General features: G+C 63.9%; 25 protein-coding genes, 1 tRNA gene and 1 pseudogene. 18 read left to right on the top strand and 9 right to left on the bottom strand.

What is annotated here, in order from left to right; genetic code table 11:
* Positions 1 to 118 precede the first annotated feature (118 nt).
* From ACGFIF_RS11935 to ACGFIF_RS11925, 3 genes are read left to right on the top strand one after another with little or no spacing between them, the layout of a single operon-like run.
* On the top strand, positions 119 to 2,122 hold the full coding sequence (locus tag ACGFIF_RS11935) for an N-6 DNA methylase (protein WP_393154237.1): 2,004 nt from the start codon (positions 119 to 121) through the stop codon (positions 2,120 to 2,122).
* Positions 2,122 to 3,303, top strand: a complete 1,182-nt coding sequence (locus ACGFIF_RS11930; protein WP_393154236.1) for a restriction endonuclease subunit S — start codon at positions 2,122 to 2,124, stop codon at positions 3,301 to 3,303. The genes ACGFIF_RS11935 and ACGFIF_RS11930 overlap by 1 nt, the downstream gene beginning before the upstream one ends.
* Positions 3,300 to 6,740 (top strand): RNA-binding domain-containing protein, encoded by a 3,441-nt coding sequence (locus ACGFIF_RS11925; protein WP_393154235.1) that lies wholly within the window; start codon positions 3,300 to 3,302, stop codon positions 6,738 to 6,740. The genes ACGFIF_RS11930 and ACGFIF_RS11925 overlap by 4 nt, the downstream gene beginning before the upstream one ends.
* A 177-nt stretch (positions 6,741 to 6,917) precedes the next feature.
* On the opposite strand, the gene ACGFIF_RS11920 is transcribed toward ACGFIF_RS11925, so the two are convergent.
* Entirely contained in the window at positions 6,918 to 7,133 is a 216-nt protein-coding gene (locus ACGFIF_RS11920) for a hypothetical protein (protein WP_393154234.1), read from the bottom strand.
* 166 nt (positions 7,134 to 7,299) lie between these two features.
* On the opposite strand from ACGFIF_RS11920, the gene ACGFIF_RS11915 reads away from it, so the two are divergent.
* The 3 genes from ACGFIF_RS11915 to ACGFIF_RS11905 all read left to right on the top strand — a co-directional run bounded on the left by ACGFIF_RS11915 (position 7,300) and on the right by ACGFIF_RS11905 (position 8,178).
* Positions 7,300 to 7,755 (top strand): Scr1 family TA system antitoxin-like transcriptional regulator, encoded by a 456-nt coding sequence (locus ACGFIF_RS11915; RefSeq protein WP_393154233.1) that lies wholly within the window; start codon positions 7,300 to 7,302, stop codon positions 7,753 to 7,755.
* Positions 7,649 to 7,867: a Scr1 family TA system antitoxin-like transcriptional regulator gene (locus ACGFIF_RS11910; protein WP_393154232.1), complete on the top strand. Its 219-nt coding sequence runs from the start codon at positions 7,649 to 7,651 to the stop codon at positions 7,865 to 7,867. Before ACGFIF_RS11915 ends, ACGFIF_RS11910 begins: the two co-directional genes overlap by 107 nt.
* A gap of 68 nt (positions 7,868 to 7,935) precedes the next feature.
* A complete protein-coding gene (locus ACGFIF_RS11905) occupies positions 7,936 to 8,178 on the top strand; it encodes a DUF397 domain-containing protein (protein WP_393154231.1) in 243 nt (80 codons plus the stop codon).
* Here ACGFIF_RS11905 and ACGFIF_RS11900 read toward each other — a convergent pair.
* The gene (locus ACGFIF_RS11900) at positions 8,159 to 9,946 is read right to left on the bottom strand and encodes an AAA family ATPase (protein WP_393154230.1); all 1,788 of its coding nucleotides are present in this window, start codon (positions 9,944 to 9,946) and stop codon (positions 8,159 to 8,161) included. The two genes, ACGFIF_RS11905 and ACGFIF_RS11900, sit on opposite strands and share 20 nt — an antisense overlap.
* Positions 9,947 to 10,002: 56 nt before the next feature.
* Between ACGFIF_RS11900 and ACGFIF_RS11895 the strand changes: the two are divergent.
* From ACGFIF_RS11895 to ACGFIF_RS11875, 5 genes and pseudogenes are all read left to right on the top strand, one after another.
* Positions 10,003 to 10,122, top strand: a pseudogene (locus tag ACGFIF_RS11895) (replication initiator); the annotation flags it as partial.
* A gap of 86 nt (positions 10,123 to 10,208) precedes the next feature.
* Positions 10,209 to 10,343 carry a hypothetical protein gene (locus ACGFIF_RS11890; protein ID WP_393155488.1) on the top strand — a complete coding sequence of 45 codons (135 nt, stop codon included), beginning with the start codon at positions 10,209 to 10,211 and terminating at the stop codon, positions 10,341 to 10,343.
* An 85-nt stretch (positions 10,344 to 10,428) separates the two neighbouring features.
* Complete coding sequence (locus ACGFIF_RS11885) at positions 10,429 to 10,560, top strand: helix-turn-helix transcriptional regulator (RefSeq protein WP_393154229.1); 132 nt, start codon at positions 10,429 to 10,431, stop codon at positions 10,558 to 10,560.
* Positions 10,561 to 10,572: 12 nt separating this feature from the next.
* Entirely contained in the window at positions 10,573 to 11,343 is a 771-nt protein-coding gene (locus ACGFIF_RS11880) for a hypothetical protein (RefSeq protein WP_393154228.1), read from the top strand.
* Between the two features lie 265 nt (positions 11,344 to 11,608).
* Positions 11,609 to 12,043 (top strand): helix-turn-helix domain-containing protein, encoded by a 435-nt coding sequence (locus ACGFIF_RS11875; RefSeq protein ID WP_393154227.1) that lies wholly within the window; start codon positions 11,609 to 11,611, stop codon positions 12,041 to 12,043.
* Positions 12,044 to 12,070: 27 nt separating this feature from the next.
* Here ACGFIF_RS11875 and ACGFIF_RS11870 read toward each other — a convergent pair.
* A tRNA-Thr gene (locus ACGFIF_RS11870) sits at positions 12,071 to 12,143 on the bottom strand.
* Positions 12,144 to 12,249: 106 nt separating this feature from the next.
* Here ACGFIF_RS11870 and ACGFIF_RS11865 point away from each other — a divergent pair.
* Complete coding sequence (locus ACGFIF_RS11865; RefSeq protein WP_393154226.1) at positions 12,250 to 12,672, top strand: MFS transporter; 423 nt, start codon at positions 12,250 to 12,252, stop codon at positions 12,670 to 12,672.
* Complete coding sequence (locus ACGFIF_RS11860; RefSeq protein WP_393154225.1) at positions 12,669 to 13,373, top strand: MFS transporter; 705 nt, start codon at positions 12,669 to 12,671, stop codon at positions 13,371 to 13,373. The genes ACGFIF_RS11865 and ACGFIF_RS11860 overlap by 4 nt, the downstream gene beginning before the upstream one ends.
* Here ACGFIF_RS11860 and ACGFIF_RS11855 read toward each other — a convergent pair.
* A complete protein-coding gene (locus tag ACGFIF_RS11855) occupies positions 13,330 to 14,517 on the bottom strand; it encodes an MFS transporter (RefSeq protein ID WP_393154224.1) in 1,188 nt (395 codons plus the stop codon). The genes ACGFIF_RS11860 and ACGFIF_RS11855 overlap by 44 nt on opposite strands.
* Positions 14,518 to 14,616: 99 nt before the next feature.
* On the opposite strand from ACGFIF_RS11855, the gene ACGFIF_RS11850 reads away from it, so the two are divergent.
* The gene (locus ACGFIF_RS11850) at positions 14,617 to 15,993 is read left to right on the top strand and encodes a pyridoxal phosphate-dependent decarboxylase family protein (RefSeq protein WP_393154223.1); all 1,377 of its coding nucleotides are present in this window, start codon (positions 14,617 to 14,619) and stop codon (positions 15,991 to 15,993) included.
* A 7-nt stretch (positions 15,994 to 16,000) separates the two neighbouring features.
* Here the strand turns inward: ACGFIF_RS11850 and ACGFIF_RS11845 are convergent, their stop codons facing one another.
* The gene (locus ACGFIF_RS11845) at positions 16,001 to 16,591 is read right to left on the bottom strand and encodes a TetR/AcrR family transcriptional regulator (protein ID WP_393154222.1); all 591 of its coding nucleotides are present in this window, start codon (positions 16,589 to 16,591) and stop codon (positions 16,001 to 16,003) included.
* 61 nt (positions 16,592 to 16,652) lie between these two features.
* Between ACGFIF_RS11845 and ACGFIF_RS11840 the strand changes: the two genes are divergently transcribed.
* Together ACGFIF_RS11840 and ACGFIF_RS11835 are read left to right on the top strand one after the other, a co-directional pair.
* Entirely contained in the window at positions 16,653 to 17,426 is a 774-nt protein-coding gene (locus ACGFIF_RS11840) for an ANTAR domain-containing protein (protein ID WP_393154221.1), read from the top strand.
* 65 nt (positions 17,427 to 17,491) lie between these two features.
* Complete coding sequence (locus ACGFIF_RS11835) at positions 17,492 to 17,785, top strand: DUF4287 domain-containing protein (RefSeq protein WP_393154220.1); 294 nt, start codon at positions 17,492 to 17,494, stop codon at positions 17,783 to 17,785.
* Here ACGFIF_RS11835 and ACGFIF_RS11830 read toward each other — a convergent pair.
* Entirely contained in the window at positions 17,769 to 18,587 is an 819-nt protein-coding gene (locus ACGFIF_RS11830) for an ACT domain-containing protein (protein WP_393154219.1), read from the bottom strand. The two genes, ACGFIF_RS11835 and ACGFIF_RS11830, sit on opposite strands and share 17 nt — an antisense overlap.
* Positions 18,588 to 18,646: 59 nt before the next feature.
* On the opposite strand from ACGFIF_RS11830, the gene ACGFIF_RS11825 reads away from it, so the two are divergent.
* On the top strand, positions 18,647 to 19,387 hold the full coding sequence (locus ACGFIF_RS11825; RefSeq protein ID WP_393154218.1) for a TrmH family RNA methyltransferase: 741 nt from the start codon (positions 18,647 to 18,649) through the stop codon (positions 19,385 to 19,387).
* Positions 19,388 to 19,403: 16 nt separating this feature from the next.
* On the top strand, positions 19,404 to 19,817 hold the full coding sequence (locus tag ACGFIF_RS11820; protein ID WP_393154217.1) for a VOC family protein: 414 nt from the start codon (positions 19,404 to 19,406) through the stop codon (positions 19,815 to 19,817).
* 1 nt (position 19,818) lies between these two features.
* On the opposite strand, the gene ACGFIF_RS11815 is transcribed toward ACGFIF_RS11820, so the two are convergent.
* From ACGFIF_RS11815 to ACGFIF_RS11805, 3 genes are all read right to left on the bottom strand, one after another.
* Complete coding sequence (locus tag ACGFIF_RS11815) at positions 19,819 to 20,142, bottom strand: hypothetical protein (RefSeq protein ID WP_393154216.1); 324 nt, start codon at positions 20,140 to 20,142, stop codon at positions 19,819 to 19,821.
* A 116-nt stretch (positions 20,143 to 20,258) separates the two neighbouring features.
* Entirely contained in the window at positions 20,259 to 21,218 is a 960-nt protein-coding gene (locus tag ACGFIF_RS11810) for a hypothetical protein (RefSeq protein WP_393154215.1), read from the bottom strand.
* Positions 21,215 to 22,867, bottom strand: coding sequence for a hypothetical protein (locus ACGFIF_RS11805; protein ID WP_393154214.1), 1,653 nt, complete (start codon positions 22,865 to 22,867; stop codon positions 21,215 to 21,217). The genes ACGFIF_RS11810 and ACGFIF_RS11805 overlap by 4 nt, the downstream gene beginning before the upstream one ends.
* Positions 22,868 to 22,960: the final 93 nt, after the last annotated feature.

Raw genomic sequence — 22,960 nt, 5'->3', positions numbered from 1 at the left:
CGAGGATCTGCCAGGATGAACCAGACGCCAGGTGGCTTCGGCATGCTGGGACCAGGGGGTGCCCGGGGTCGTGCCAGGATGAACACTCAAGGTGCGGAACGTAACGAAGGTCGGGCGAATGACGGAACCAAGTCAGGCAATCAAGAACCATGCAGCATTCATCTGGTCGGTGGCGGACAAGCTGCGTGGGCTATACAAGCAGTCGGACTACGGCACTGTGATTCTCCCGTTGACCGTACTTCGTCGGCTCGACTGTGTGCTCGAGCCGAGCAAGGCGAAGGTTCTAGCTGTGCACAAGCAATACGGTGACCGAGCGGAATTTCTCCGTTCGGCCGCTGAGGTGCCGTTCTACAACACCTCAGAGCTGACCATGGCCCGTCTGCTTGACACGCCGGATGAGCTGGCCGACAAGCTGAAGATCTACCTGGCCGCCTTCTCGGACGATGCGCGGGACGTGCTGGAGAAGTTCGAGTTCGACAAGCAGATCACCAAGCTGGACCGGTCGAATCTGCTGTACTTGGTGGTCTCGCTGTTCTGCGAGATCGACCTGCACCCGGACACGGTGTCCAACATCGAGATGGGATATCTGTACGAGGAGCTGATCCGCAGGTTCTCCGAGCTATCCAATGAGACGGCGGGCGAGCACTTCACGCCCCGCGAGGTCATCCGCCTCATGGTGGACCTGCTGCTCACCGATGAGCCGGACTTGGCCAAGCCGGGCATCGTTAAAACCATGCTCGACCCGGCCTGCGGCACCGGCGGCATGCTCTTCACGGCGGAGCATCGGCTGCGCGAGCTGAACCCGCACGCCACCCTCCGTGTCTCCGGCCAGGAGTTGAACGAGGAGACCTACGCGATCTCCCGCTCGGACTTCATGGTGAAGGGTGAGGACGCCGAGATCCGGTTCGGCAACTCTTTCACGGAGGACGCGTTCGAGGGTGAGCAGTTCGACTATCTCCTAGCCAACCCACCGTTTGGCGTGGAGTGGAAGATGGTCGCCGACCGGATCAAGCAGGAACATGCCGTCCAGGGTTTCGATGGCCGTTTCGGGGCCGGGCTACCACGCATCAACGACGGATCTTTCCTGTTCCTGCAGCACATGATCTCGAAGATGCGACGTCCCAACCAGGGCGGTGGTCGCCTCGCGATCGTCTTCAACGGTTCTCCGCTCTTCACCGGGGCTGCCGGCTCCGGCGAGTCGGAGATCCGCCGCTGGATCATCGAGAACGACTGGCTGGAGGCGGTGGTCGCGCTCCCGGACCAGCTCTTCTACAACACCGGAATCTCAACCTATTTCTGGATTGTTACTAACCGCAAATCCAAGGAGCGTCAGGGCAAGGTCCAGCTTATCGACGCCCGCGACTACTTCATCAAAATGCGTAAGAGTCTTGGCGACAAACGCAAGGAAATATCGCCAGACCAGATCGACGAGATAGTCCGCCTGCATAACAACTTCATCGAGGGGGACAAGGTCAAGATCCTCCCCAACGAGGCCCTCGGCTTCCTCCGCATTACGATAGAACGACCGCTGCGCCTCCGCTGGGAGGTAACTGAGAAGACCTACGCCAGGTTCACCGCGGACAAGAGGATCGTCAAACTCTCCGCAGAGGTCCGCGAGATGCTGGTGTCTGGCCTAGCTTGCTGGGGCGACGAGATCATCAGCGAGAAACCCTTGGCCCGCAAACGAGTCATCGAACTATTGACGAGCGCGGGCCAACGAGGCAAACCCCTCCAGGATGCCCTCCTGGAGGTGCTCTCCGTCCGCGACCCAGCTGCGCCGCCCGTTCTGGATGACAAGGGATCACCAGTTCCCGACCCGGAGCTCCGTGACTATGAGAACGTTTCACTTCCCTCCGTCCGGGTCTCCTTCGAGACCGACGTCCAGACTCGCCTGTCCACGCTGGAGTACGAGGCAGCGGTCAACGAGTACTTAACCGCCGAGGTCCTGCCGCATGTTCCCGATGCGTGGGTGGATCACGACAAGACCAAAATCGGCTACGAAGTCCCGTTAACCAGGCACTTCTACAAATACGTACCCCCTCGCCCGCTTGATCAGATCGACACCGAGATCAAGCAGCTGGAGAAAGAAATCCAGGTACTGCTTGCCAAGGTGACAGAATAATGTGGTCGACGGTGCCGACGCGTCGCCTCTTCCGGGTCATCAACGGGGGAACACCGACGGCAGATGCGGAGAATTGGGACGGGGAAGTTCAGTGGGCGACTCCGGTGGATCTTGCAAAGTCGAACGGGTTGCATATTAATACTACAAAGCGAAGCATTTCAAGAATTGGACTAGCCAAGGGGAGCGGCGCGGTCCCACGTGGTTCGCTAATTATATCGACGCGAGCGCCAATCGGATACGTGTCCGAGACGGTATCTGAAACAGCGTTCAATCAAGGCTGTCGTGGACTGATTCCTACGACAGAGGTTGATATCCGATTCTACCGGTACCAATATTTCGCCCTATCTCAGTTGCTAGCCGCGCGCGGACTCGGCTCCACGTTCATGGAGCTATCGACCGAAAATCTGGCGGCGTTCGATGTCTCCGCTCCTCCGCTCGCAGCACAGCGAATAATCGCAGACTTCCTCGATGCCGAGACGGCTCGTATCGACACCCTCGTCGCCAAGAAGATCAAGCTGGTGAATTTGGTCGAGGAAAAAATTGAGTGCCGCATTCGCCAAAGGATGGCAGATAGCGGGCTTGCTGGCACCAAGGGTGGTGGAGCCGTAACGACAATACGGCAGGTCTTGGCCAAACTGGATCGCCCTGCTTCGCTCGTTAGCGAGACAGTGACAGCCTTCAGAGATGGGCAAGTAACAGCTCGATCGCGCCGTCGATTGGATGGGTATACGGAATCTTGGACGGAAAGTTCCCGCCTGCAAGGTGTGCATGAAGGCGACGTCGTCGTTCACGGTCTCGACGGTTTTGCTGGCGCTATCGGAACTTCAGAGGCGGACGGGGTTTGTAGTCCCGTTTACCATGTCTGTACGCCTAAAAAAGGTGGCGACCCCGTCTATCTTGGTCGAATGTTGCATGTCTTGGCAACGGATGGCTATCTTGGGCTATTTTCGTCCAGCACCAGGGAAAGGGCAGTCGATTTTCGAAACTGGGATCTTTTCGGGCGGATCCCAGTTCCTCAAGTGCCATTGCCGGAGCAGAGAATCATTGCCGAAATGATCAAGAATCTTTCGCCACTGAAGGATGCAGTAGCGCGTTCGGCTGACCTAGCGCGAGAGAGGAAGCAAGCTCTGATTGCTGCGGTGGTCTCGGGTGAAATGAACGTTCCGGGGGTTTCTCGATGAATCCGGATGAGATAGCATTTCAAGCCGAGATTGTCGCCTGGCTGGTCAACTCAGGCGGGTATCAACGAGTGGGCGACCATAACGTCGACCGATATGCCGGGCTCGATTTTGGTGCGACATTGCAATTCATCGGAGCCACCCAGAATGAGCAGTGGGAAGGGCTGATTGCGAAATATGGGGATGCCGGAGCAGCGCAGCGGGGTTTCAAGGCCCGTCTCGTCAAAGAGTTGGATGCGCGAGGGACTGTGGATGTGCTCCGGCGCGGTGTGGTTGACCGTAGCGTGACGATCCGGCTTGCCTACTTTAAGCCAGCCAGTGGCGTAACGCCGGAACTTGTTGCGCGGTACGAGAAGAATGTGCTCGCTGTTACGCCGGAGTTTCGGTATGACCCCAGTAGCGAGAGTCGAGTCGACCTAGCATTACTGGTAAACGGGCTGCCGGTGGCCACGGTGGAGTTAAAGAACGCGTTGACCGGGCAGGGTATAGACGATGCCAAGGCGCAGTATCGTAGCGACCGCGATCCGAATAATGTGACCCTCGCCCGTCGATGCGTGGTGCACTTCGCGGTCGACACCGAACGTGTAGCGATGACCACCAGGCTAGCCGGCGCGAAGACGCTGTTCCTGCCGTTTGACCAGGGGCACGACAAGGCCGCCGGAAACCCGCCGAATCCGCATGGGCATCGCACCGCCTACCTGTGGGAACAGGTTTGGCAACGCGACGCATGGCTGGATCTGCTGCAGCGGTTCGTGCACGTGGAGAAGCTGCCGAAGGGCAACAAGCGCGAGCGGAACATGATCTTCCCTCGGTTTCACCAATGGGACGCGGTGCGCAAACTCGAGGCGGCCGTCAAGGTGGAAGGTCCGGGGCACGACTACCTGATTCAGCACTCGGCCGGATCGGGCAAGTCCAACACGATCGGCTGGCTTGCGCATCGACTTTCGGCGGTGCACGGCGCGAATGACCGTCCGGCCTTCGACAAGGTCGTGGTAATCACCGACAGGCGGGTGCTCGACAAGCAACTGCAGGACACGATCTATCAGTTCGAGCACCAGTTCGGGCTCGTGGAGAAGATCGACACCGACTCGGCGCAACTCGGGGCCGCACTCGCTGGAAAGCGAGCCCGGATAATTATCACAACGCTGCAGAAGTTCCCCGTCGTGGTCGAGCAGGGTCTCCGGCTGCCCGATCGAAACTATGCTGTCATCGTGGACGAGGCGCACTCGTCGCAAACTGGTGAGTCTGCTACTAAGCTCAAGGCGCTGCTCGGAGCGGGCGAGCCGGAGCACACCGATGACCCGGTCGGAGACGCACTCGCTGCGATGGCGAAGGCGCGCGGAAAGCAACCAAACATTTCCTTTTTCGCGTTCACCGCGACGCCGAAAGGCCGCACGCTCGAAATGTTCGGCAGGCGCAACGTGGCCACTAACCGGCACGAGGCGTTCCACCTGTACTCGATGCGGCAGGCGATCGAGGAGAAGTTCATCCTCGATGTGCTAGCCAACTACGTCACCTATCAGACCTACTGGAACATCGAGAAGAAGGTCCGCGACGACCCGGCGTACGACCCAAAGAAGGCCGGCGCCGCCATCGCGCGGTTCATCAGCCTGCACGAGTCGAACTTGGCGCAGAAGGCCGAGGTCATCATCGAGCATTTCCGCCGGCACGTTAAGCACAAGATCGGCGGCAGGGCCAGGGCAATGGTGGTCACCTCCTCCCGCGAGCACGCCGTCCGCTATACGGAGGTGCTGCGGAAGTACTGCGACGACCACGGCTACAGGATCGGTGTGCTCGGCGCGTTCTCCGGCACCGTCGAGGTCGACAAAGTCGACTACACGGAAAGTTCGATGAACGGCTTCCCCGAATCGCAGACCGCTAAGGAGTTCGCCAGCGAAGGGTGGCATGTGTTGGTGGTCGCGGAGAAATACCAGACCGGCTTCGACCAGCCGCTGCTCTATGCCATGTACGTGGACAAGACCCTGTCCGATCTGGCCGCCGTGCAGACCCTATCGCGCCTCAATCGCATCGCCGATGGGAAGGACGGCACATTCGTCCTCGATTTCCGCAACAAGACCGAAGACATCCAAAAGTCGTTTGCTGAGTGGTATACGAGCACTGTCGCGCAGCCCACCGACCCAAACCTGCTCTACGACACTCGCCACCAGCTAGACCCATACGGCCTGCTCTGGCCGGAAGAGGTGAAGACAACCGTCGCGCTGCTCATCGGCAACGGCAAGAATCATGGCCTGGTGCATGCAAGGCTCGCACCGGCGATAGAACGGTTCAACGCCCTCGACGAGGACGAGCAGGACTCGTTCAGAGACGCGCTCGCCCGGTTCTTGCGGACCTACTCGTTCCTTTCGCAGATCGTCGAGTTCACGGATAGCAAACTGGAGGCTGACTTTCTCTATGGCAAGGCGTTCTCCGCCTTCATTCGGCCGGCCGGCGAAACCGGACTCGATCTCGGTGCCGAGGTCGAGTTGACCTATCTACGTACCGAGAGGACGTTCGCCGGGTCCATCGAACTATCCAACGAGGCCGGCGAGGTCAGCACGATGTTCTCCGGAACAGGAAGGCAGGCTAACACTGAGGCGCAGCTGCTTTCCACGATCATCGCTAAGTTGAACGAGCGGTTCAACACTGACTTCTCCGACGGTGATCGGGTGCATCTGGACGCCATCGTCGCGAACATGATTGAGCGGCCTGAGGTGCAGCGCGCCGCCGCGGCCAACACAGAAGACAACTTCCGGCTGTTCCTCGCCAAGGTCTTCACCGAGGAGATCGTCAACCACGTCAACGTGTCCCAGGAGTTGAGCCTCACGCTCATCGATAAGCCGGACGCGCAGTCGATGGTGCTGGACACCTACCTGAAAATGGTGCAAGGCAGGGCGAAAGTGGCTTACCAGGAACACTGCCCGATCAGTGATCTGCTCGGCTCCGACCTGGAGAGCGAGCACCTGGAGTACAAGGCCTCGCTGTCGGCCACCGAAGAGGGCGTGCGCTACAAGCCGCTCGAGACCGCCAGCCTTAAGACCATCGCGGCGTTCGCCAACAGTCGCGACGGTGGCACGCTGCTCATCGGCATCCACGATAGCGGCGTGCCGGTCGGGCTGGAGCCGGATTTTGCGAACCTTCGTCGGTCGGGCAAGGCCGACGCCGATCTGTTCGGGCTGCACCTCAACAACCTCATCGTCGAGTCGATGGGCGCCGCGCTCGCTGCCAACGTCGGCCGGCAGGTGCACGTCATCGACGGCAAGTCCATCTGTCGGATACACGTCCACCCGTCAGGCTTCCCGGTGGATGCCCGCATCATCGTCGAGAAGAGCGGCCAGCAACGCAAAGAGACCAAGTTCTACGTGCGAACCGGAAACTCGACTCGTGCCCTCGATGAATCCGAGAAAGCCAAATTTATATTGTCTCGCTGGCCAACCAGCTAGCAGCGTATCAAATAGATTGGTAATGCTTCATAATGTGATCCTTCGGGTCTTAATGGTTTCACTCAAGCCGAGGCCGCTGCATCGAGATCATAGCGCGAATCTTTCTCAAGCGTCCGGGAGGCTAGCGTTAGCGAACCCGCCATTCTTCATCTGGGATGTAGCTCTCCGGATGTCGCCTCAGCGGCCGGCCCATTGCCAGCCTACGAGGACAGGGCGGGTAAGAAGGATGGCTCCCGCTCGTTGAGTGCGGATGACGAAGCCAAGGCGGTCAGACGACGGATCGCCGTGCTGGTTGATGACGTAGTCGGCCTCCAGCCGCTCGAAGTTGTCGCCATACCAGTCGGCGACCTCCGACGGTGGTCTGCCGACCAATTGGAAGCCTTCGAATCTCACCCGAGGACCCACACGAGCGTCGACAGCGACCCCATGCGGACGCCCGTCCTGGTAGTACGTCGTGAAGCCCGACGCGAACCTCCCACTGCTAAGGCCGTGGTCCCGATGTCCCAGACCCCCTTGATGCCCGACCGCTTGCTCTACCTCAGCGTGTCCCATCCAGAAGATGAGTGGGCCCACGCTCATCACAGGATTGAAGAGCCCATTTATCATCACCCGGACTGGTTTGGTCGAGCGCCAAGAGGAAATTCACCGGCTTGAAATGCAAGCCGAAACGATTCGACACTTTCAGCCGCTATTTGCACCTGGGCAGCTTCAGACTCTCGATTACGCTCGGATGTTGATCCTGGGCTACGAGAAAGATCCAGTAAGGGCCCAAGAGGCTGCAGCGGCACGGATGCGCCGCGTAAAAGTGATCCTGAAGGGTCCTCGACCCAAATATCACGTTGTGATTACCGAATCAGCTCTCGACGTGACGTTCAAAAACGCCGCCTTCCGACTTACGGTACGGATTGTTGAAACAGATCTATCAAGCCGCAAAGCTCGATCACATCACAGTCCAAATTATGCCGCGGGACCATCCATACGGATTGGTTCCTATCGGAAGTTTCGTCATCTATGACATTGGGCAGGATGACTCGGTCGTCTTGGCGGACACGTTTGCGGCTCAGGTCAGCTTCAGATCGGGCCGTGATGTTCGTCAGTACGACACGTTCTGGGATGGAACTGATTGAACTAGCGCTGGATCCAGAAGAATCGTTGAAGTGGCTGGCAGAAGCCATCCAGGAATGAGGGGAGCACTGTGTCAACTGTCCCTACACCACCCCCGCTCGAAGAGTTCGGCCCGTTCGCCGCCGCGAAGAGCGGTGGAGGCTGCGGAAATGACTCGCCTTGTGTCGAGGTCGCAAAGGGTCCCGATGGCTGGTGCGCAGTACGCGACTCCAAGCTCGGAAGCGACTCGCCTGTGTTGACGTTTGATGCCGCCGAATGGCGCGTCTTCGCTGCTGGCCTGCAGATAGCCAGGATCAATTCGATATTCCGTTGACGCGGCGCAGATAGCCGGCCAAATGTTGCAACTTCCTCTGAAGGTCGCCACGCTGCGGCACTGCGACGCCGTCCGCCACAACCTTCTCGGCGATGCCGACCTTATCCGGTTGTTTAACACCTCCTGCGAACGGACTCTGACGGAGGTCACCTTCATAAGGTGTAGGTTTTCGTGTATGTATGGAGCTGTAAGCGGCTTTGAATTCAGAAGGCTCTAGGTAATTCTCGATCATCACGCCGTCAGTAATCCAAACGAACCCCCCATTCTCTGCACTGAATTCACCCCGAAGTCGTGTCTTATATCCGTCCAGCACATGTGCATCTACCCCAAGATCCGAATCCATCACGAAGACTGAATGCCTGTTGATGCGAGTGATGTTTAAGAACCGACTCATTTGTCCTTCGGTTATCTTGCCTTGATCTTCGTCAACCGCGGTGAGGTGTTCGGCGAGGCGCCCGCCGTACATCACGAATGTAAAGTGGATCCCCTCGACCAGCCTTTTGTCGATCAAGGCTAGCCAGTGCTTGATATAGATCCGATCAGACGGGCCTTCGACCCAAATCACGGCGTTTGCTTGCACCAGGTCACTCGCCCGGAATCCGAGCGCGATAGCGAGGCTCGCGCGATCCTGAGGTCCGCTGACCAGGTCGATGGAAGTCCCGTTGTCCGCAGACCAATCGACGCGAAATACATTCGCGTAATCCGTGTCCAGCAAGGCAGCCGAGTGGGTCGCCATGACGTACGTGTTGCTGGTCTTATCTAGCAGGTGACGGAGCAGCTGCCTCTGCAAAGTCGGATGCAGATAGAGATCCGGTTCCTCCAGCAGGATCAGCGTCTCACGATACTCGGTGCATATCGCGGCCAATACCACAACCTGCTCGATGCCGGCGCCGAGGTGGCTAAGGGGTAGCACCCGGTCTTCGAGTGCAACATGCACGGTCTGGGCGTTGTGTGGAACCAGCAATTCTGCAGTTGGCCTACCAAGGACATCGCGCAGAAATCCATTAAGTATCGCAAGGCGTTCGCGAGCCTGCTTAAACTGCTCAGCTGTCGGAGCCAGCATACTGAGGAGCATTCCAGGGAACCCTCCCCCATCAGCAGACGGCAGGGTCATATCACGATGGTTCGTAGAGGAAATTCTGCGGCCCGGAGGTATTAGAACTACCTTTTGGGGACCACCGATCGACCTAGCAATCGCCTTCCAAAACAATCCCGACCAACTAATGGTGCCCGAGTAGCCCGTGGAAGTCGCATACCTGAGGGCGCTGGGAGCGACAGGCTCCGATTCAATTGACTTCAGAAAGTCATCCGCAAGCTCCCCGCCAGCACCCACCTTTAGCCAGAACCAACGGACATTGGAGTCCTGCGGCGTGTCGGGCTGCAGGAGCGCTTGATTGTTCAGAACTGTCTCCAGTTCCCGATACCCCTGATTATCTGGCCTGACCTTCCTTCCGGTCGCGACCTCCAGGAGCAACTGAACGATGTTTCCCGGTCCAAAGTCGATTGCCAGACCAACACTGAAGGGATCCGACTCCACCTGCGGTACATCCAGGGCCTCCAGCGCAGATAGGGATGGAACAGCCCTCATGCCACCATTCCGATTATCGCCCGTTGGAAAATACTTTTCGAGCGCTGCGAGTATGGCCGACTTGCCAGAGTTGTTCACTCCGCCTAGGATGTTGAGCCGTTCCAGCGGACCGACGAATATCTTCGTTCGCACGTCCCGGAATCCCTGTACGCCAAACCCGACCAAGCGCGGATCCTCCACTACACCACCACATCTCGACTCATAGAGTTTCAGCCACAGCGAGCTCGCAAGGGCACTTGGGGAGAGCCTTCCTGAACAACACCAGCGGGCGCAACAGCGGGCTGCAGCGCTGGGCACACATGCTCGGCTTCGGCGGCCACTTCTCCACCAAGTCACGCCAGTACTCCACCACCCTCAAAGCACTCCGCGAAGCGAGGCCAACTGGCGCCGCGATCACCACCGCACCGTCGACCACACCGACGACGTCGAAACCACCCTCATCGTGGGCAACTTCACCTACGCCAACACCGGCTGGCGGACCATCGGCGACGCACTACTCGCCAACACCGCCGCCGCCAAAGCCCGCAAGCACCGACGCCTGATCAAGGACCTGATAGCCGAGACCAACGAGGACTGACACGTAACTGTCAACAAGGAGGAATGACGATGGTGGCAAGTATCGAACGGCGCTGGACCGTCGAGGACGTCTCCAGTTACCGGGCGTGCCGGTGAAGACGCTCCACAAGTGGCGTTGCCAGGGCTACGGTCCCGCAGGTGTTCGGATCGGCAAGCACCTGCGTTACGACCCGGACGAGGTTGTTGCCTGGTTCGATGCGCAGAAGTCGGCATCGTAGGTCGGGGGACAGATGGGCAGGAAGCCACTACTTCTTGGCTCTTGGGGCAAGATCCGAAGCTACGCCGTGCACTTCAACGACAAGGGTAAGGCGGATCGCTTCCGCGCGGTCGCATACTACCGAGACTTCGACGGCAAGACGCGACAGATCGAGGCCTACGGCAAGAGCGCGACAGCAGCAGAGAACAACTTGCAGACGAAGCTGAAGGAACGCTCGCAGTTGGCGAGATCCGGCACGCTCACATCGATGACCCGGTTCTCCGCGGCCGTCGATGTCTACCTCGGAAAGCTCGAGGCGATGGTCAAGGACGACAAGCGCGCACCCGGAACGCTCTACACCTACCAGACGCAGCTCAGGACGAACGTGCTGCCACGGATCGGCGACATACGACTCGGTGAGCTGACGAGCCCGCTGCTGGACAAGGTCATCACGGCAATCAAGGACGAGGTCGGCGCGGTGTCGGCAAAGATCTGCAAGAGCGTCATTGCGGGCGTTCTCGCACTCGCCGTACGCCACGGCGCGATCGTTTCGAACCCGGTTCGCGAATTGGAGTCCATCGAGGCAGCACCGAAGAAGGCACCGAGAGCGCTGACCGATGAGAACGTCAGGCTTGGTTCGGGATGTTGGCGAGCGATGAACGCGCCAAGCGTGCAGATACACCAGACCTGCCATTGTTCCTGCTGGCCACCGGACTCAGGATCAGTGAGTCGCTTGCCGTCCTCTGGGAGCAGGTGGACTTCGAAGCGAGGGAGGTCGAGATCACCTCGCAGATCAGCAGAGTGATCGGCGTGGGTCTCGTTCGGCGCCGCACGAAGTCGCGAGCAGGTCTGCGTGTGTTGAGTCTGCCGTCCTGGGCGATGGCAATGCTGAAGCGAAAGTTCAGTGCCGGTGTCCGACTGGACGCTCCGATCTTCGCCGATGGGCTCGGAGGGTTTCGGGATCCGCACAACGTTCGCACATCTTTGCGTCGGGCTCGAGAGCCGATCGGTAGCGAGCTGCGTCAGGAGCTTGGCAGCGAGTTGAAGAAGGTTCGCCGCGAGGCTGGCCTTTGCAGGTTGACGTCGCTCGTCGGTTGGGATGGTCGATACATAAGCTCAGCCTCATCGAAACTGCGCGTGTGCGGGTGGACCTCTCCGAAGTGGAAGCTCTGTTGGCGCTGTACCGGGTCAAGCGCTCCGTTCGTGTATCGCTGCTTGACCTCGCAGCTCGAGCGGGTGAGCCCTCGGTCTCCGATCAGTTCGCCTGGGTCACGTCGCACATCTTCCGGAAGACCACCGCGACCATGCTGGACGAGGCCGGGCAGACCCCGCGGCAGGTCGCCGACCAACTCGGTCAGTCGCGACCGTCCATGACTCAGGACGTGTACTTCGGACGGCGGGCACGGAACCCGGAGGCAGCGTCGGCGCTGGACAGGGCGATGCCTGAGTTCCTGGAAGACGAAAACCATGGGCTAAACCATGGATCGGAGGACTACGGTTCATGACGACCAAGGCATATGCCCTGGTTAGAGAGCCGGTGAGGGGACTCGAACCCCTAACCACCGCTTTACAAGAGCGGTGCGCTGCCAGTTGCGCCACACCGGCGGGTGCATCGTTGGACCATCTTAGGGGATCGTGGGTGGTGGGGATGGGAGCGGTGGGGGTGCTGCGGGGGTCGGCGGGGTTTCGGCGGTTGTGGGTGGCTCGGTCGGTGTCGTTTCTGGGGGACTCGCTGGGGCTGGTGGCGTTGCTGTTGTACGTCGAGGAGTCGACCGGGGCGGCGTTGGCGGTGGCGTTGTTGCTGTTGGCGGGGGATTTCACGCCGGGGCTGTTCGGGGCGTTCGCGGGGGCCGTCGGGGATCGGTTCGATCTGCGGCGGGTGATGGTGGTTTGTGATGTGCTGCAGGGTGGGCTCGTGCTCGCGATGGCGGTTGCGCTGCCGCCTCTCCCCCTCCTCCTCGCGCTAGTCGCCGTACGGAGTCTGGTGGCGCAGGTGTTTCAGGCGAGCTCGCGGAGTGCGGTGCCGGCTCTCGTCAAGGATGAGGACCTGGAGACGCGAACTCGACGCTCGGGGCGGGGACGAACGGGCTGGAGGCGATCGGGCCGCTGGTGGCTGCGGGGCTGTTCCTGGTGACAGATGTTCGCGGGATCCTGCTGATCGACGCGGCGACGTTCCTGGTGTCGGCGGTGGTGCTGAGCGGACTGCCCAAGCTGCCACCGGGAGAACCGTCGGGCCACAGTTTGATCAAAGATGCGAAGGACGGGCTCGGGTACATCTGGCGGACCAAGGTGATCCGGGTGATCGGGCTGGGGTTCTTCGCCGGGGTCGCGTTCAGTGGGGTGGACGACGTCGCGCTGGTGTTCCTGGGCCGGGACGAGCTGCACGGCAGCGACTCGGCCGCCGCGGCGCTCTACGCCGGGGTCGGCATCGGGCTCGTTGCCGGGTACGCCGTACTGACCAAGTACGCGAGCCGATTCCGCATGCCCGCGCTCATGCTGATCAGGTTCGCGGTGAGCAGCGCAGGCAACCTGTTCACCGGCCTCGCCTGGGCAGTCTGGGCGGCGCTCGCGCTGCAGGTGTTCCGCGGCCTCGGCATCGCGGCCCTCGACGTCGCGATCAGCACCTACCTGCAGCGCATCGTGCCGGCACCAATGCTCAGCCGCGTCTTCGGGAACCTGTACGGCGCTATCGGTCTGGCGGCCGGGGTGTCGTACGTGTTCGGCGGCCTCCTCCTCGAGCGCACCGACGCACGCGTCACGTTTGTTGTCGCGGGCATCGGTGGACTGCTGGCTACAGCTGCGACGTGGATCGGAGTTCGGCGATCGGACGCTTGAGCGCCCGCGCACCCGGTACGGCGACCAACGCGATGCCGGCCATCACGCAGAAGGCCGCGGATGGGTAGTCGACGAGCAGACCGACCACGACCGCGACGAGCAGGCCGCCGAGGTTGCCGGCCATCCAGATCAGCCCGGCCGCGGTCCCTTCGGCCTCACCGGTACGGCGCTCGACGAGCTCGAGCACGATCGGAAGCGCCGGAAGGAGGAGCAGGCCGATCACCGTGATCGAGAGGAACCCAGTGATCACACCCGGCACCACCGCCAGTACGACGCAGGCAACCGCGGTCAACGAGAGGCTGACGACCAGGAGGGCCGACTCGGCTCCGCGCCGTACGACGAGAATCGGGATCACCGCACTGCCCAGCACACCGGCGACGACGTTGACCAGCAGGATGGCGCTCGCCATCCCGCTGCTGACCCCGGCCGGTTCCAGCAGCGCCTGTGCGAAGGTGCTCAGGGCAACGAAGACACCGAACGGGAAGATCGCCAGCACACACAGCCGGCGGATCAGCGAGTCGCCCCAGGCGATCCGCAACGCACTGCGATCAGGTCGTTGCCGCGGCACCTCATAAACACCAGGGTTGCACAGGGCAACAATCAACGCCAGCGCAGCCAGAACACAGAACGCCGCGGTCACCGCGAGCATGGTCGACAGCTCGGCGGCCGAGGTGAAGACCGCGCTGAGCAGGAAGGCCATCACCATCCCGGCGAAGATGCTGGCGGTGCCGACCGCGATCCCGGTCGGCCGGTCCTTCTCGACGAGGTAGCGCCCGGTGATGCCGGTGACCGCGTTCAGCACCAGCGGTTGGGCGACCGAGGCAACGATCTGTCCCGCCAACAGCCAGCCGTAGTCGTCGCCGGTCAACCGCACACAGGCGCCCAACGCAGTCAGCAAAGCGCCCGCGATCAGCCCGGCCCGAAACCACCGGTCGAGGATTAGACCACAAGGGATCGCGAGTACGACGTACAGCAGCGGGAACACCTGCGCCAGCCAGCCGATCGCACTCTCGGAGACGTCGTAGTGCGAGGCGGCGACGGTGGTCACGCCGGCGAAGTTGAGCCAGACCAACTGGGTGGCCGCGCCGACCAGGGAATAACCAACGATCGCTACCCAGCGACTCCCGGTGACGACTCGCGCCATCCACATCCTCCAAATGCCGTGGCCTGAGCGAACTGTAGTGCCGTCACACGCCGGATCACACGCGATCGGCGTACAAAAGAGAGCAAAGGGAGGATGATCATGCCGGATTGGAAAGGGCCGCTCGGGGAGGCCTTCGAGCGGGCGACGACGTATCTGGACGGAATGCCGGAGCGTCCGGTCGGCCCGCGGGCGACGGCGGCCGAGCTGCATCACGCACTCGGAGGTGCGCTGCCGCAGCAACCAACTGACCCGCAAGAGGTGATCGTGCAGCTCGCGCACGGTGTCGAGGACGGTCTGTTGCCGAGCGGCAGCGGCCGCTTCTTCGGCTTCGTCTTCGGCGGCGCGACGCCGGCCGCGGTCGCCGCCGACTGGCTCACCGCCGTCTGGGACCAGAACGCGGGCCTGTACGCCGCCTCACCGGCAGCGGCCGTGGTCGAGGAGATCGCGGCGAGCTGGCTGGTCGAGCTGTTCGGACTTCCCAGCGGTACGACGGTGGGCTTCGTGACCGGCGCGCAGATGGCCAACTTCACCGGCCTCGCCGCGGCCCGGCACGACGTACTCCGAAGGGCTGGATGGGACGTTGAACGCGACGGCCTGATCGGTGCACCAAAGGTCCGCGTGCTGGCCGGCGCCGAGCGGCACGACACGGTCGACCGGGCCCTGCGCTTCCTCGGCCTCGGCACGAGTTGCATCGTGCCGATCGAGGTCGACGGCCAGGGGCGGATGCGGGCCGACGCACTCGCCGCGGCCCTCACCGAATCAGACGGCCCGACGATCGTCTGTGCCCAGGTCGGCAACGTGAACACCGGCGCGATCGATCCGATCCGGGAGATCTGCGAGATGGCGCATGCGGCTGGCGCCTGGGTGCATGTGGACGCGGCCTTCGGCCTCTGGGCAGCCGTGAGCCCCAGCCTCAAACCCCAGCTGAAAGGCATCGACCAAGCCGATTCCTGGGCGACCGACGCGCACAAATGGCTGAACGTCCCGTACGACTCGGGCCTCGTCCTCTGCGCACACCCCGACGCCCACCGGGCCGCGATGTCCGTGCGAGCGTCGTACCTGATCCATGACGAGCAAGGGGAGCGCGACGCGCTCGAGTTCAACCCCGAGTTCTCCCGCCGGGCCCGCGGTTTCGCGGTGTACGCCGCCATCCGGGCGCTGGGGCGCGAAGGGATCGCCGAGATCGTCGAGCGGTGTTGCGCGATGGCTCACCGGTTCGCGGACACGCTGGCGGCGAACGGGGTCACCGTACTGAACGACGTCGTACTCAACCAGGTCCTCGTCCGCTTCGGTGACGACGACGAGCTCACTCGTGCGGTGGTGCGGGCCGTGCAGCAGGAGGGCACGTGCTGGATGTCCGGCACGACCTGGCAGGGCAAGGCTGCGATGCGCATCTCGGTCAGCAACTGGACGACGGACGAAGACGACATCGACCGCTCGGCAGCCGCAGTACTCCGCTGCCTCGACGGTGCCTAAGCGCTGACTAGGCGAACGACTCCAGCCGGGCGAGCGCCGCATCCAGTGAGTCACGGAGCGGCTCCGGCCGGCGCAAGGTCTGGGACAGGAGTACGCCGCCTTGCATCGCCGCCAGCAACATATTGGCGAGCGCATCGGGATCCGCGTCCGCCCGGAGCAGGCCCTGGTCGCGCATGACCTGCAGGCTGTCCCGGAACTGCGCAAGCCAGCGGTCGTAGCCGTCGGCGAGATGAGCCCGCGTCTCCGGGCTCGTCTCGGCGAGCTGGCCGGCGAGTGAGCCGTAGTCACAACCGCCCTGGAACTTCCGCGCGGTCTGCCGGGCGACGACGTGGTCGGCCCAGCGGTGCCAGGCGTCGAACGAGTCGAGCACCGGTTCGCGCTTGAGGGTGGCGTGCGCCTGCCAAGCGATGACGTCGTCGATCAGCGTCTGCTTGTCGTGGAAGTAATGGGTCAGCTGCGAGCCGCTCACCCCCGCGACCCGTCGTACGTCGTCGAGCTGCGTGCCGGCCACGCCCTGCCGCAGGATCAGCTCGGCCGCGGTGGCGAGGATCCGCTCGCGAGTCGCCTGGCCCTTGGTGGTCAGGCGGTGTCCGTCCATGGGATCGAGCGTAGCGCTGTCTGGGTTCGGCAACCCAAACTGGATGGCGCATGATGGTGCCATGGGTGAGGGTGAGGGGATTCTGGAGCTGGCGCAGGAATTGGCCGAGGTCAGCCGGCTGGTCGAGGACGATGATGTCGCCACCACGCTGGGCCGATTCGTCAGTCGCGTGGTCCACACCGTGCCGGACTGCGAGGAAGCCTCGATCACCGTGCTCGTCGGCGACCAGGCGGAGATCATCGCGCGGTACCACAAGACCACCGCCGCGGTGGCCGAACCGGCCCGGGCCCCGCTGGACCAGGAGATGGTCAAGCCGGACGGCCCGCTCTACGACACGCTGACGTACGGCGAGCCGCACCGGATCAGCGACCTCGCCGCGGATCACCGCTGGCCCGAGTTCGCGGCGACCGCGATCAACGCCGGCTACCGCAGCGCCCTGCTGCTTCCGCTGCCGGCGGTCACCGGATCCGCGGCCGCATTCAGCCTCTACTCGGACAAGGTCGACGCCTTCGGCAGTACGTCGTACGACATCGTCCTGCTGTTCGCTCTGCACGCCGGTGTCGCGTTCGACAACGTGCAGCTGTTCAACGACAGCCGCAGTCTGGTCGAGCAGTTGCGTACGGCGCTGGTCACGCGGACCGTGATCGGCCAGGCGCAGGGCGTGTTGATGCATCGTTACGAGATCACCTCGAGCGTGGCGTTCGACGTCCTCAAGCGGGCCTCCCAGGACACCAACATCAAGCTCCGCCAGCTGTCCGCCGACCTCGTGGAGGCCCAGAACCAGGGTCAGCTGTCCGCGGCGCTGCGCAAGTTCGGCCTGCAAACCGGCGAGTAAGGGGTGTCGATTTCGGCCCCCGCTGATCGACGCAGTGGTGAAGACACTCATGAAGGAGACACCACATGTCGTTCCAGGCGTACTTGGACAAGATCGAGGAGAAGACCGGCCGGACGCCGCGGGCGCTGGTCGAGCAGGCGAAGGAACTCGGGTACGACGCTCCGACCGTGAAAGCCGGCGTGATCTGTGACTGGCTGAAGGCCGACTACGACCTGGGCCGCGGGCACGCGATGGCGCTGGTGCACGTGATCAAGAACGGGCCCGTGATCAGCGACAAGCACGTCGGCAGCAAGGGCACGCACAGCGACCCGTCGAACGTCCTATGGCTCGACGGCAAGGCGACTAACCCCGCCGGCTGACCAGGGTCAGCTCCGCCAGTTGGGCGAGGCGGTGGGCCCGAGCGGATTCGGCGGGGGTGAACGGTTCGCCGGGGCGGGTGAAGGCGAACAGGCCGGTCCACGGTGACGGGATCTTGAGGACGGTACCGTCGGCGGGCAGCGGGCCGGCCAGGGCGACCCGGTCGGTGACGAGCTGGGCGCCGAGGAGTTCGGCGACCGCGTGCGGGAGCTCGCTCGGGTCGCTGACCACCTGCGCCGAGAGGCTCAGCGCCTTCGTCTGGCCGTCGACCAGTGCGAGCGTGGTCGTCGGCCAGATGTGCGCGTCCCGCCCGCCGGCCGCTTCGATTGCCTCCAGCAACGATTGTGGGTCGATCGTGTCGGGGGTGGACACCACGAGCTCGTCGCGTACGCCGTCGTCGACCGGGTGGACGTGGAGTCCGAGGATGTTCGCGTCCAGGTCGGCCAGGTGATGCGTCAGCCGTTCCAGCGCGCCGGTCCGGTCCGCGAGCGTCACGCGGATCCGCCACAGCGCATCGATCCCGGACCTGGGCCGGGTCCGCGGCGCGTGCAACCACGACCGCAGCAGCCGCATCGTCGACGGCTCGATCACCCAGATCACCAGAGCCGTCGTGGCGATCACCAGCGTCGTGACCGCCACCACGTACGGCGGATGCAGCGCCAGGACGAGCGCATGCAGTCCGAACTCCACCGGGAAGATCGCCAGCAGTTTGGCCACCGTCAACCGCAGCCGGCGTGGATGCGGGAGTCGCCCACACACCTCACAGGCGGTTCCGCCGACGAGCGCCGTACGCAACTGTTCCATGCCACTCAGCGTGACGGACGCAGATTGCCCGCCTGTTGCCACGATGTGAAGATGGGCGGGTGGAATCGAAGAGGTCGCCGCGGGACAAGTGGATCACCATCTACGGGCGGAAGCCGGTGCTCGAGGCGTTGCACGACCCGGCGTTGTCGGTGGCGAAGGTCGTCCTGGCCGACAACGCGACCGGGCAGTCGATGCAGGAGATCCTGCGGGCCGCTTCGACGTACGACGTACCGGTCGAGCGGGCGACGGCCAGCCGGGTGAAGTGGCTGGCCGGCAACGGGAAGCACGACCAGGGCGTGGTGGCGGACGTCGACGCGCCGCGGATGACGCCGCTGGAGGAGTTCGTCCGGGACCGCGGCAAGCGGCCGACGAACGTGTTCCTCCTCGACGGCGTGACGAACCCGGGCAACGTCGGCATGATCCTGCGCACCGCGACCGGCGCCGGGTTCGACGGCGTGATCCTCCCCCGCGCCGGCACACCGCACGTCGGCCCGCTGGTGATCAAGGCCTCCGCCGGTGTCGCGTTCCAGGCCCCGATCGTGAACACCTCGACCGCGAAGACGGCCGTCGACCTCCTCCGCACCGCCGGCTACCACATCTACGGCCTGTCGGCCCGCTCCCAGGACTCCCTCTTCAAGACCGACCTGGCCCCTCGCGCCGTCTACGTCCTCGGCGGCGAAACCAACGGCCTCACCGTCCACACCGACTCCGACCTGCAGATCCCCCTCCACCCCGGCGTCGAATCCCTCAACGTCGCTATCGCCGCCGCCGTGGTTGCCTTCGAAGTAACCAACCGCTGAGTGCTGAGGAGGAGTCATGGCTGAGCGGGCAATGTGGGTGTCCAGTGTCACGATCGGCGCGCCGGATCCTGGGGTGCTGGCGGACTTCTATGCGCGGCTGCTGGGATGCGACATCACGGCCACGGACGGGCCGCCGCCGGGGGGGTCGCCTCCGGAGATCGGGTGGGCGCAGTTGCGGGCGCCCGAGGGGACGCCGGGATTGCGGACGATCAACGTCGAGCTCGAGCGGGACTATGTGCCGCCGGTGTGGCCGTCCGAGGCGGGGAAGCAGCAGATCATGACGCATCTCGACATTCCGGTGCAGGACGTCGACGAGGCGGTTGCCCGGGCGATCGAGGCCGGTGCGCGGCCCGCCGACGTCCAGCCGCGGGAGCACACGCGGGTGATGCTGGATCCGGCCGGGCATCCGTTCTGCTTGTACCCGGGATGAGCTAGCCGGTGATCTTCTTGGCCAGGTCCTCGGCGGTCTTCTGGTCGTAGGTGCCGCCGGTGATCTGGATCTTGCCGCCGGGGATGGCCGACTGGACGGCGGGGGCGGCGGCGACCTGACCGCGGACGACGATCGCGATCTGGTTGAGCGGTGGGGTCTTGGTGGCGAGGTCGGCGGTGAGGGTGCCGAACAGCTTGGCGCCCTCGTCGTCCAGGGTCAGATTGACCTGCCAGCCGCCGGCGTCAGGCGACTGCGAGGCCTTCACCTCGGTCACGTGGTTGCCGTCGAGCTCGGTCTTGCCGAGGACGTAGTTGTAGCCGTCCAAACCACACACAGTCGGGTCCGATGCCGCCGGCGATGCGCTGGCGCACCCACCTGGTTCGGTCTTGAGCACCCGGCGGAACTCCACCGCATCCGGGCTCGCGGGATGTGCCGATGAAGTCACCCGACCGGGGCGACGCGGGACCGGGCGTCCAGGAAGTTCTCGGTGGGATCGCCGGGGAGATATCCCCAAGGCACGGGCGTCGGGTGGTCGCCGAGTCGCTGGAAGACAGCAGACGCCGCCGCGGGATCGGCGCTGAGGCTGAAGCCCATGGCGAAGATGTTGACCGGGTTCTGCCAGCCCGGACGGAACTCGGCGGCCGGGTGCCAGATGGACAGTTCGGCCGCGGTCCGGAGGTCGGCGCGGACGTCGGGCCGGGTCATGTAACCCGCGGTCTGGTTCGGGTCGAGCTCGAGGGTGATCTCCAGATGGGCGAGCGGCACGAGGGAATGCAGCATGCTGCCGTCCGGGCTGCGCGTCGCGGCGTCACGCGCGAAGCGGTGCATCCGCTCGTGGTCGCCGTACCACTTCGCGCAGAGGGTCTGCATCCACTCGAAGTTCGCCTTCCAGTGGAACGGATACCGCCTCGTCGCCTCGCCATAGCGGAACGCGCCGTCCTCCAGCGGCAACTGCAGCCCCCGTGCGGTGCGGACCATGAACGCCCAGGCCGCCACCTCGTCCGGTGTGCGACTGACCACGTCGTTCAGATACGACTCGGCGAGCCGGAGCCGCTCGAAGAAGACCTGGAACCTGTCGGTTCCGGTGTACTGCGCCATCCGGCCGCCACGCGCGTCCCAAGCCCAGTGCACCGCGTGGGCGCCTCTGACCAGTTGCGCCAGGTCGTCGTCGGGCGTGTGGTGGCCGATCCAGTACTGCACGCCGGGCACGGCGCCGCAGACGTCGAGATAGAAGGCACGGTCGTCAGGGTGCTCAGCGGTGACCAGTACGGCGCGCGCCTCGGGCCAGTCGCGGTGCTCCAGCGCGTCGTACAGACGACGGGCCACGGGATCGCCCATGCACGGGTCGGCGACCAGCGTGGGCCTGGGCCGGGGAGGAACTGTCCGCCGTCGCAGCCTCATCTGGACCGCCTTTCGCGCAGGTACATGACCGCGCCGACCACGAGCACGCCCAGCGCCCCGGGCGAGGCCAGCTCGGAGAGCGGAATGGTCGTCGTCAGTGTCACCACGATGAGGAGAATCAGGACGAACGCGACCCACGGCACCGGGTTGTTCAGCCAGTACTTCGCATGCTGGCGCCACGTCACCGAGGGTCGCGGGATCTCGTCGGGTTCGCGGGCCGGCATCGGCACCCGCAGCGCCGCCGAGGCCGCGCCGTCGACCGTCGCCACCGCCTCCTGCCCGCGGTTCCACAGCGTGGGTTCGATCGGCAGCTGGTACCCGTCCCGCCGGATCAGCAGCCGGCCGCCGTCGGGATAGGCGATGACCGCCGCCAGTTCGTCGTACGACGCGGACGTCACGCCGGCCGCGGTCTCGACATGGGCGCCGCTGCGCCCGACGACCAAGGTCCCCTTCGCGACCGGACTGCCCACCGGTTTGTGCTGCTGGCCGGTCGGCACCGAGCGCGATGGCGGCGGGCCGGTGTGCCAGCTCAGCTGAGGATCGCCGGTGCCCGCGGGCTCGACCGACAGCAGCAGGCTGTTCCACATCGCTCGGGCAGCTTGCCGCACGTCCGCCACCGTCACGGCTTCGACCTCTGCCGCCAGCTGGTCACGATCCGTCGGTGGACGGCCGTACAGCGCGTCCCGCGCCGCCAGGAACGGCAGCCAGTTCTCCGTGGGCTCCGTCTTGAGTCGCCGCAGTTCCTGCTCCAGGTCGTCGCGCAGGTCCGCCGGATCGATGCCTCGGTCCCGAAGGCGCCGCAGCACAACCGTGGTCTCGCGGACGACGTTCGGCAGCGCCTCGGGCAGGATGTCGATACCGGCGGTCACCATCGCATGATCCGCGTCCACCAGCTCGTACGACGACCAGCCGCTGTAGCCCACGCCGGCGCCGTGCCGGAATCCGCCCTCCAGGCCGCGCTGCAGAGCTCGCGTCAGTGCGGCAGCGGCGGTCGACCGTGGCAGCACCCCCGACACCGCGACCGCGCCCGGGCGGCCGGCGAACCCGCCGGGCAACGGCTGGTCGCACGGCACGGCAGAGCGGATCGGCCAACGGTCCCCGTCATTGAGCGGCAACCGCAGACCGGCGGGTGGTGGGCCGGTGAGAGCAAGCACCGCGTTGCCGCGGGTGAAGACCTGCCGCGCCAGAGACTGCAGGTGGGCCGCGTCCGCAGAGTGCAGCCCGAACTCGTCGTACCCGGCAAGCCCCGGACCCTGCGCCCCGTAGCGCCAGAGCAGATGCGTCGCGACCGCGCCGGCACCGCGCGTCGCACCTTCAGCACGAAGTACCCGTCGTTCGTGCTCCAGGTCGCCGAAGTCCGGCGCGGACACCCACTGGCAGACCTGCTGCAGGAAGGCCGTCACATCATCGGGCTCGCCCTCCACGTCGAAGCTGGTGTGCAGCATGCTGACGTATCCGTTGACGGGTACGCGGATCGAGCCCCGATCGTGCAGGGCGAGGTGTTCCAGCAGGTGCAACCAGCCGTGGGTCGGCAGCGACTCGTCCGCCAGCCCGGCCCGGAACCACAGGCCGGCCCGCAGCCGGCCCTCACCCGGCACCCAGTAGACGGGAACCCCGTCCACCTCCGTGGTGCGCAACTCCCCAGTCATGTCCCCAACCCCCCAGCCCCTGAACGATGCCGGATCATCTTGCCCGAAACTGTCGGTCACGGCTGCAGGTTTTCGACGATTTGCCACTGTTGG

It is taken from the genome of Kribbella sp. NPDC049174, assembly GCF_043197365.1.
Lineage (GTDB): Bacteria > Actinomycetota > Actinomycetes > Propionibacteriales > Kribbellaceae > Kribbella.
This window is presented reverse-complemented; position numbering and strand designations above follow the sequence as displayed.

Bases quoted from the DNA above. Each gene is read 5' to 3' on its own strand.
- ACGFIF_RS11810 (WP_393154215.1), bottom strand. From the start codon at position 21,218: ATGAGGCTGCGACGGCGGACAGTTCCTCCCCGGCCCAGGCCCACGCTG.
- ACGFIF_RS11805 (WP_393154214.1), bottom strand. From the start codon at position 22,867: ATGACTGGGGAGTTGCGCACCACGGAGGTGGACGGGGTTCCCGTCTAC.
- ACGFIF_RS11915 (WP_393154233.1), top strand. From the start codon at position 7,300: ATGAGTGGGCCCACGCTCATCACAGGATTGAAGAGCCCATTTATCATC.
- ACGFIF_RS11930 (WP_393154236.1), top strand. From the start codon at position 2,122: ATGTGGTCGACGGTGCCGACGCGTCGCCTCTTCCGGGTCATCAACGGG.
- ACGFIF_RS11880 (WP_393154228.1), top strand. From the start codon at position 10,573: ATGGGCAGGAAGCCACTACTTCTTGGCTCTTGGGGCAAGATCCGAAGC.
- ACGFIF_RS11850 (WP_393154223.1), top strand. From the start codon at position 14,617: ATGCCGGATTGGAAAGGGCCGCTCGGGGAGGCCTTCGAGCGGGCGACG.
- ACGFIF_RS11845 (WP_393154222.1), bottom strand. From the start codon at position 16,591: ATGGACGGACACCGCCTGACCACCAAGGGCCAGGCGACTCGCGAGCGG.
- ACGFIF_RS11835 (WP_393154220.1), top strand. From the start codon at position 17,492: ATGTCGTTCCAGGCGTACTTGGACAAGATCGAGGAGAAGACCGGCCGG.
- ACGFIF_RS11855 (WP_393154224.1), bottom strand. From the start codon at position 14,517: ATGGCGCGAGTCGTCACCGGGAGTCGCTGGGTAGCGATCGTTGGTTAT.
- ACGFIF_RS11925 (WP_393154235.1), top strand. From the start codon at position 3,300: ATGAATCCGGATGAGATAGCATTTCAAGCCGAGATTGTCGCCTGGCTG.
- ACGFIF_RS11820 (WP_393154217.1), top strand. From the start codon at position 19,404: ATGGCTGAGCGGGCAATGTGGGTGTCCAGTGTCACGATCGGCGCGCCG.
- ACGFIF_RS11830 (WP_393154219.1), bottom strand. From the start codon at position 18,587: ATGGAACAGTTGCGTACGGCGCTCGTCGGCGGAACCGCCTGTGAGGTG.
- ACGFIF_RS11840 (WP_393154221.1), top strand. From the start codon at position 16,653: ATGGGTGAGGGTGAGGGGATTCTGGAGCTGGCGCAGGAATTGGCCGAG.
- ACGFIF_RS11935 (WP_393154237.1), top strand. From the start codon at position 119: ATGACGGAACCAAGTCAGGCAATCAAGAACCATGCAGCATTCATCTGG.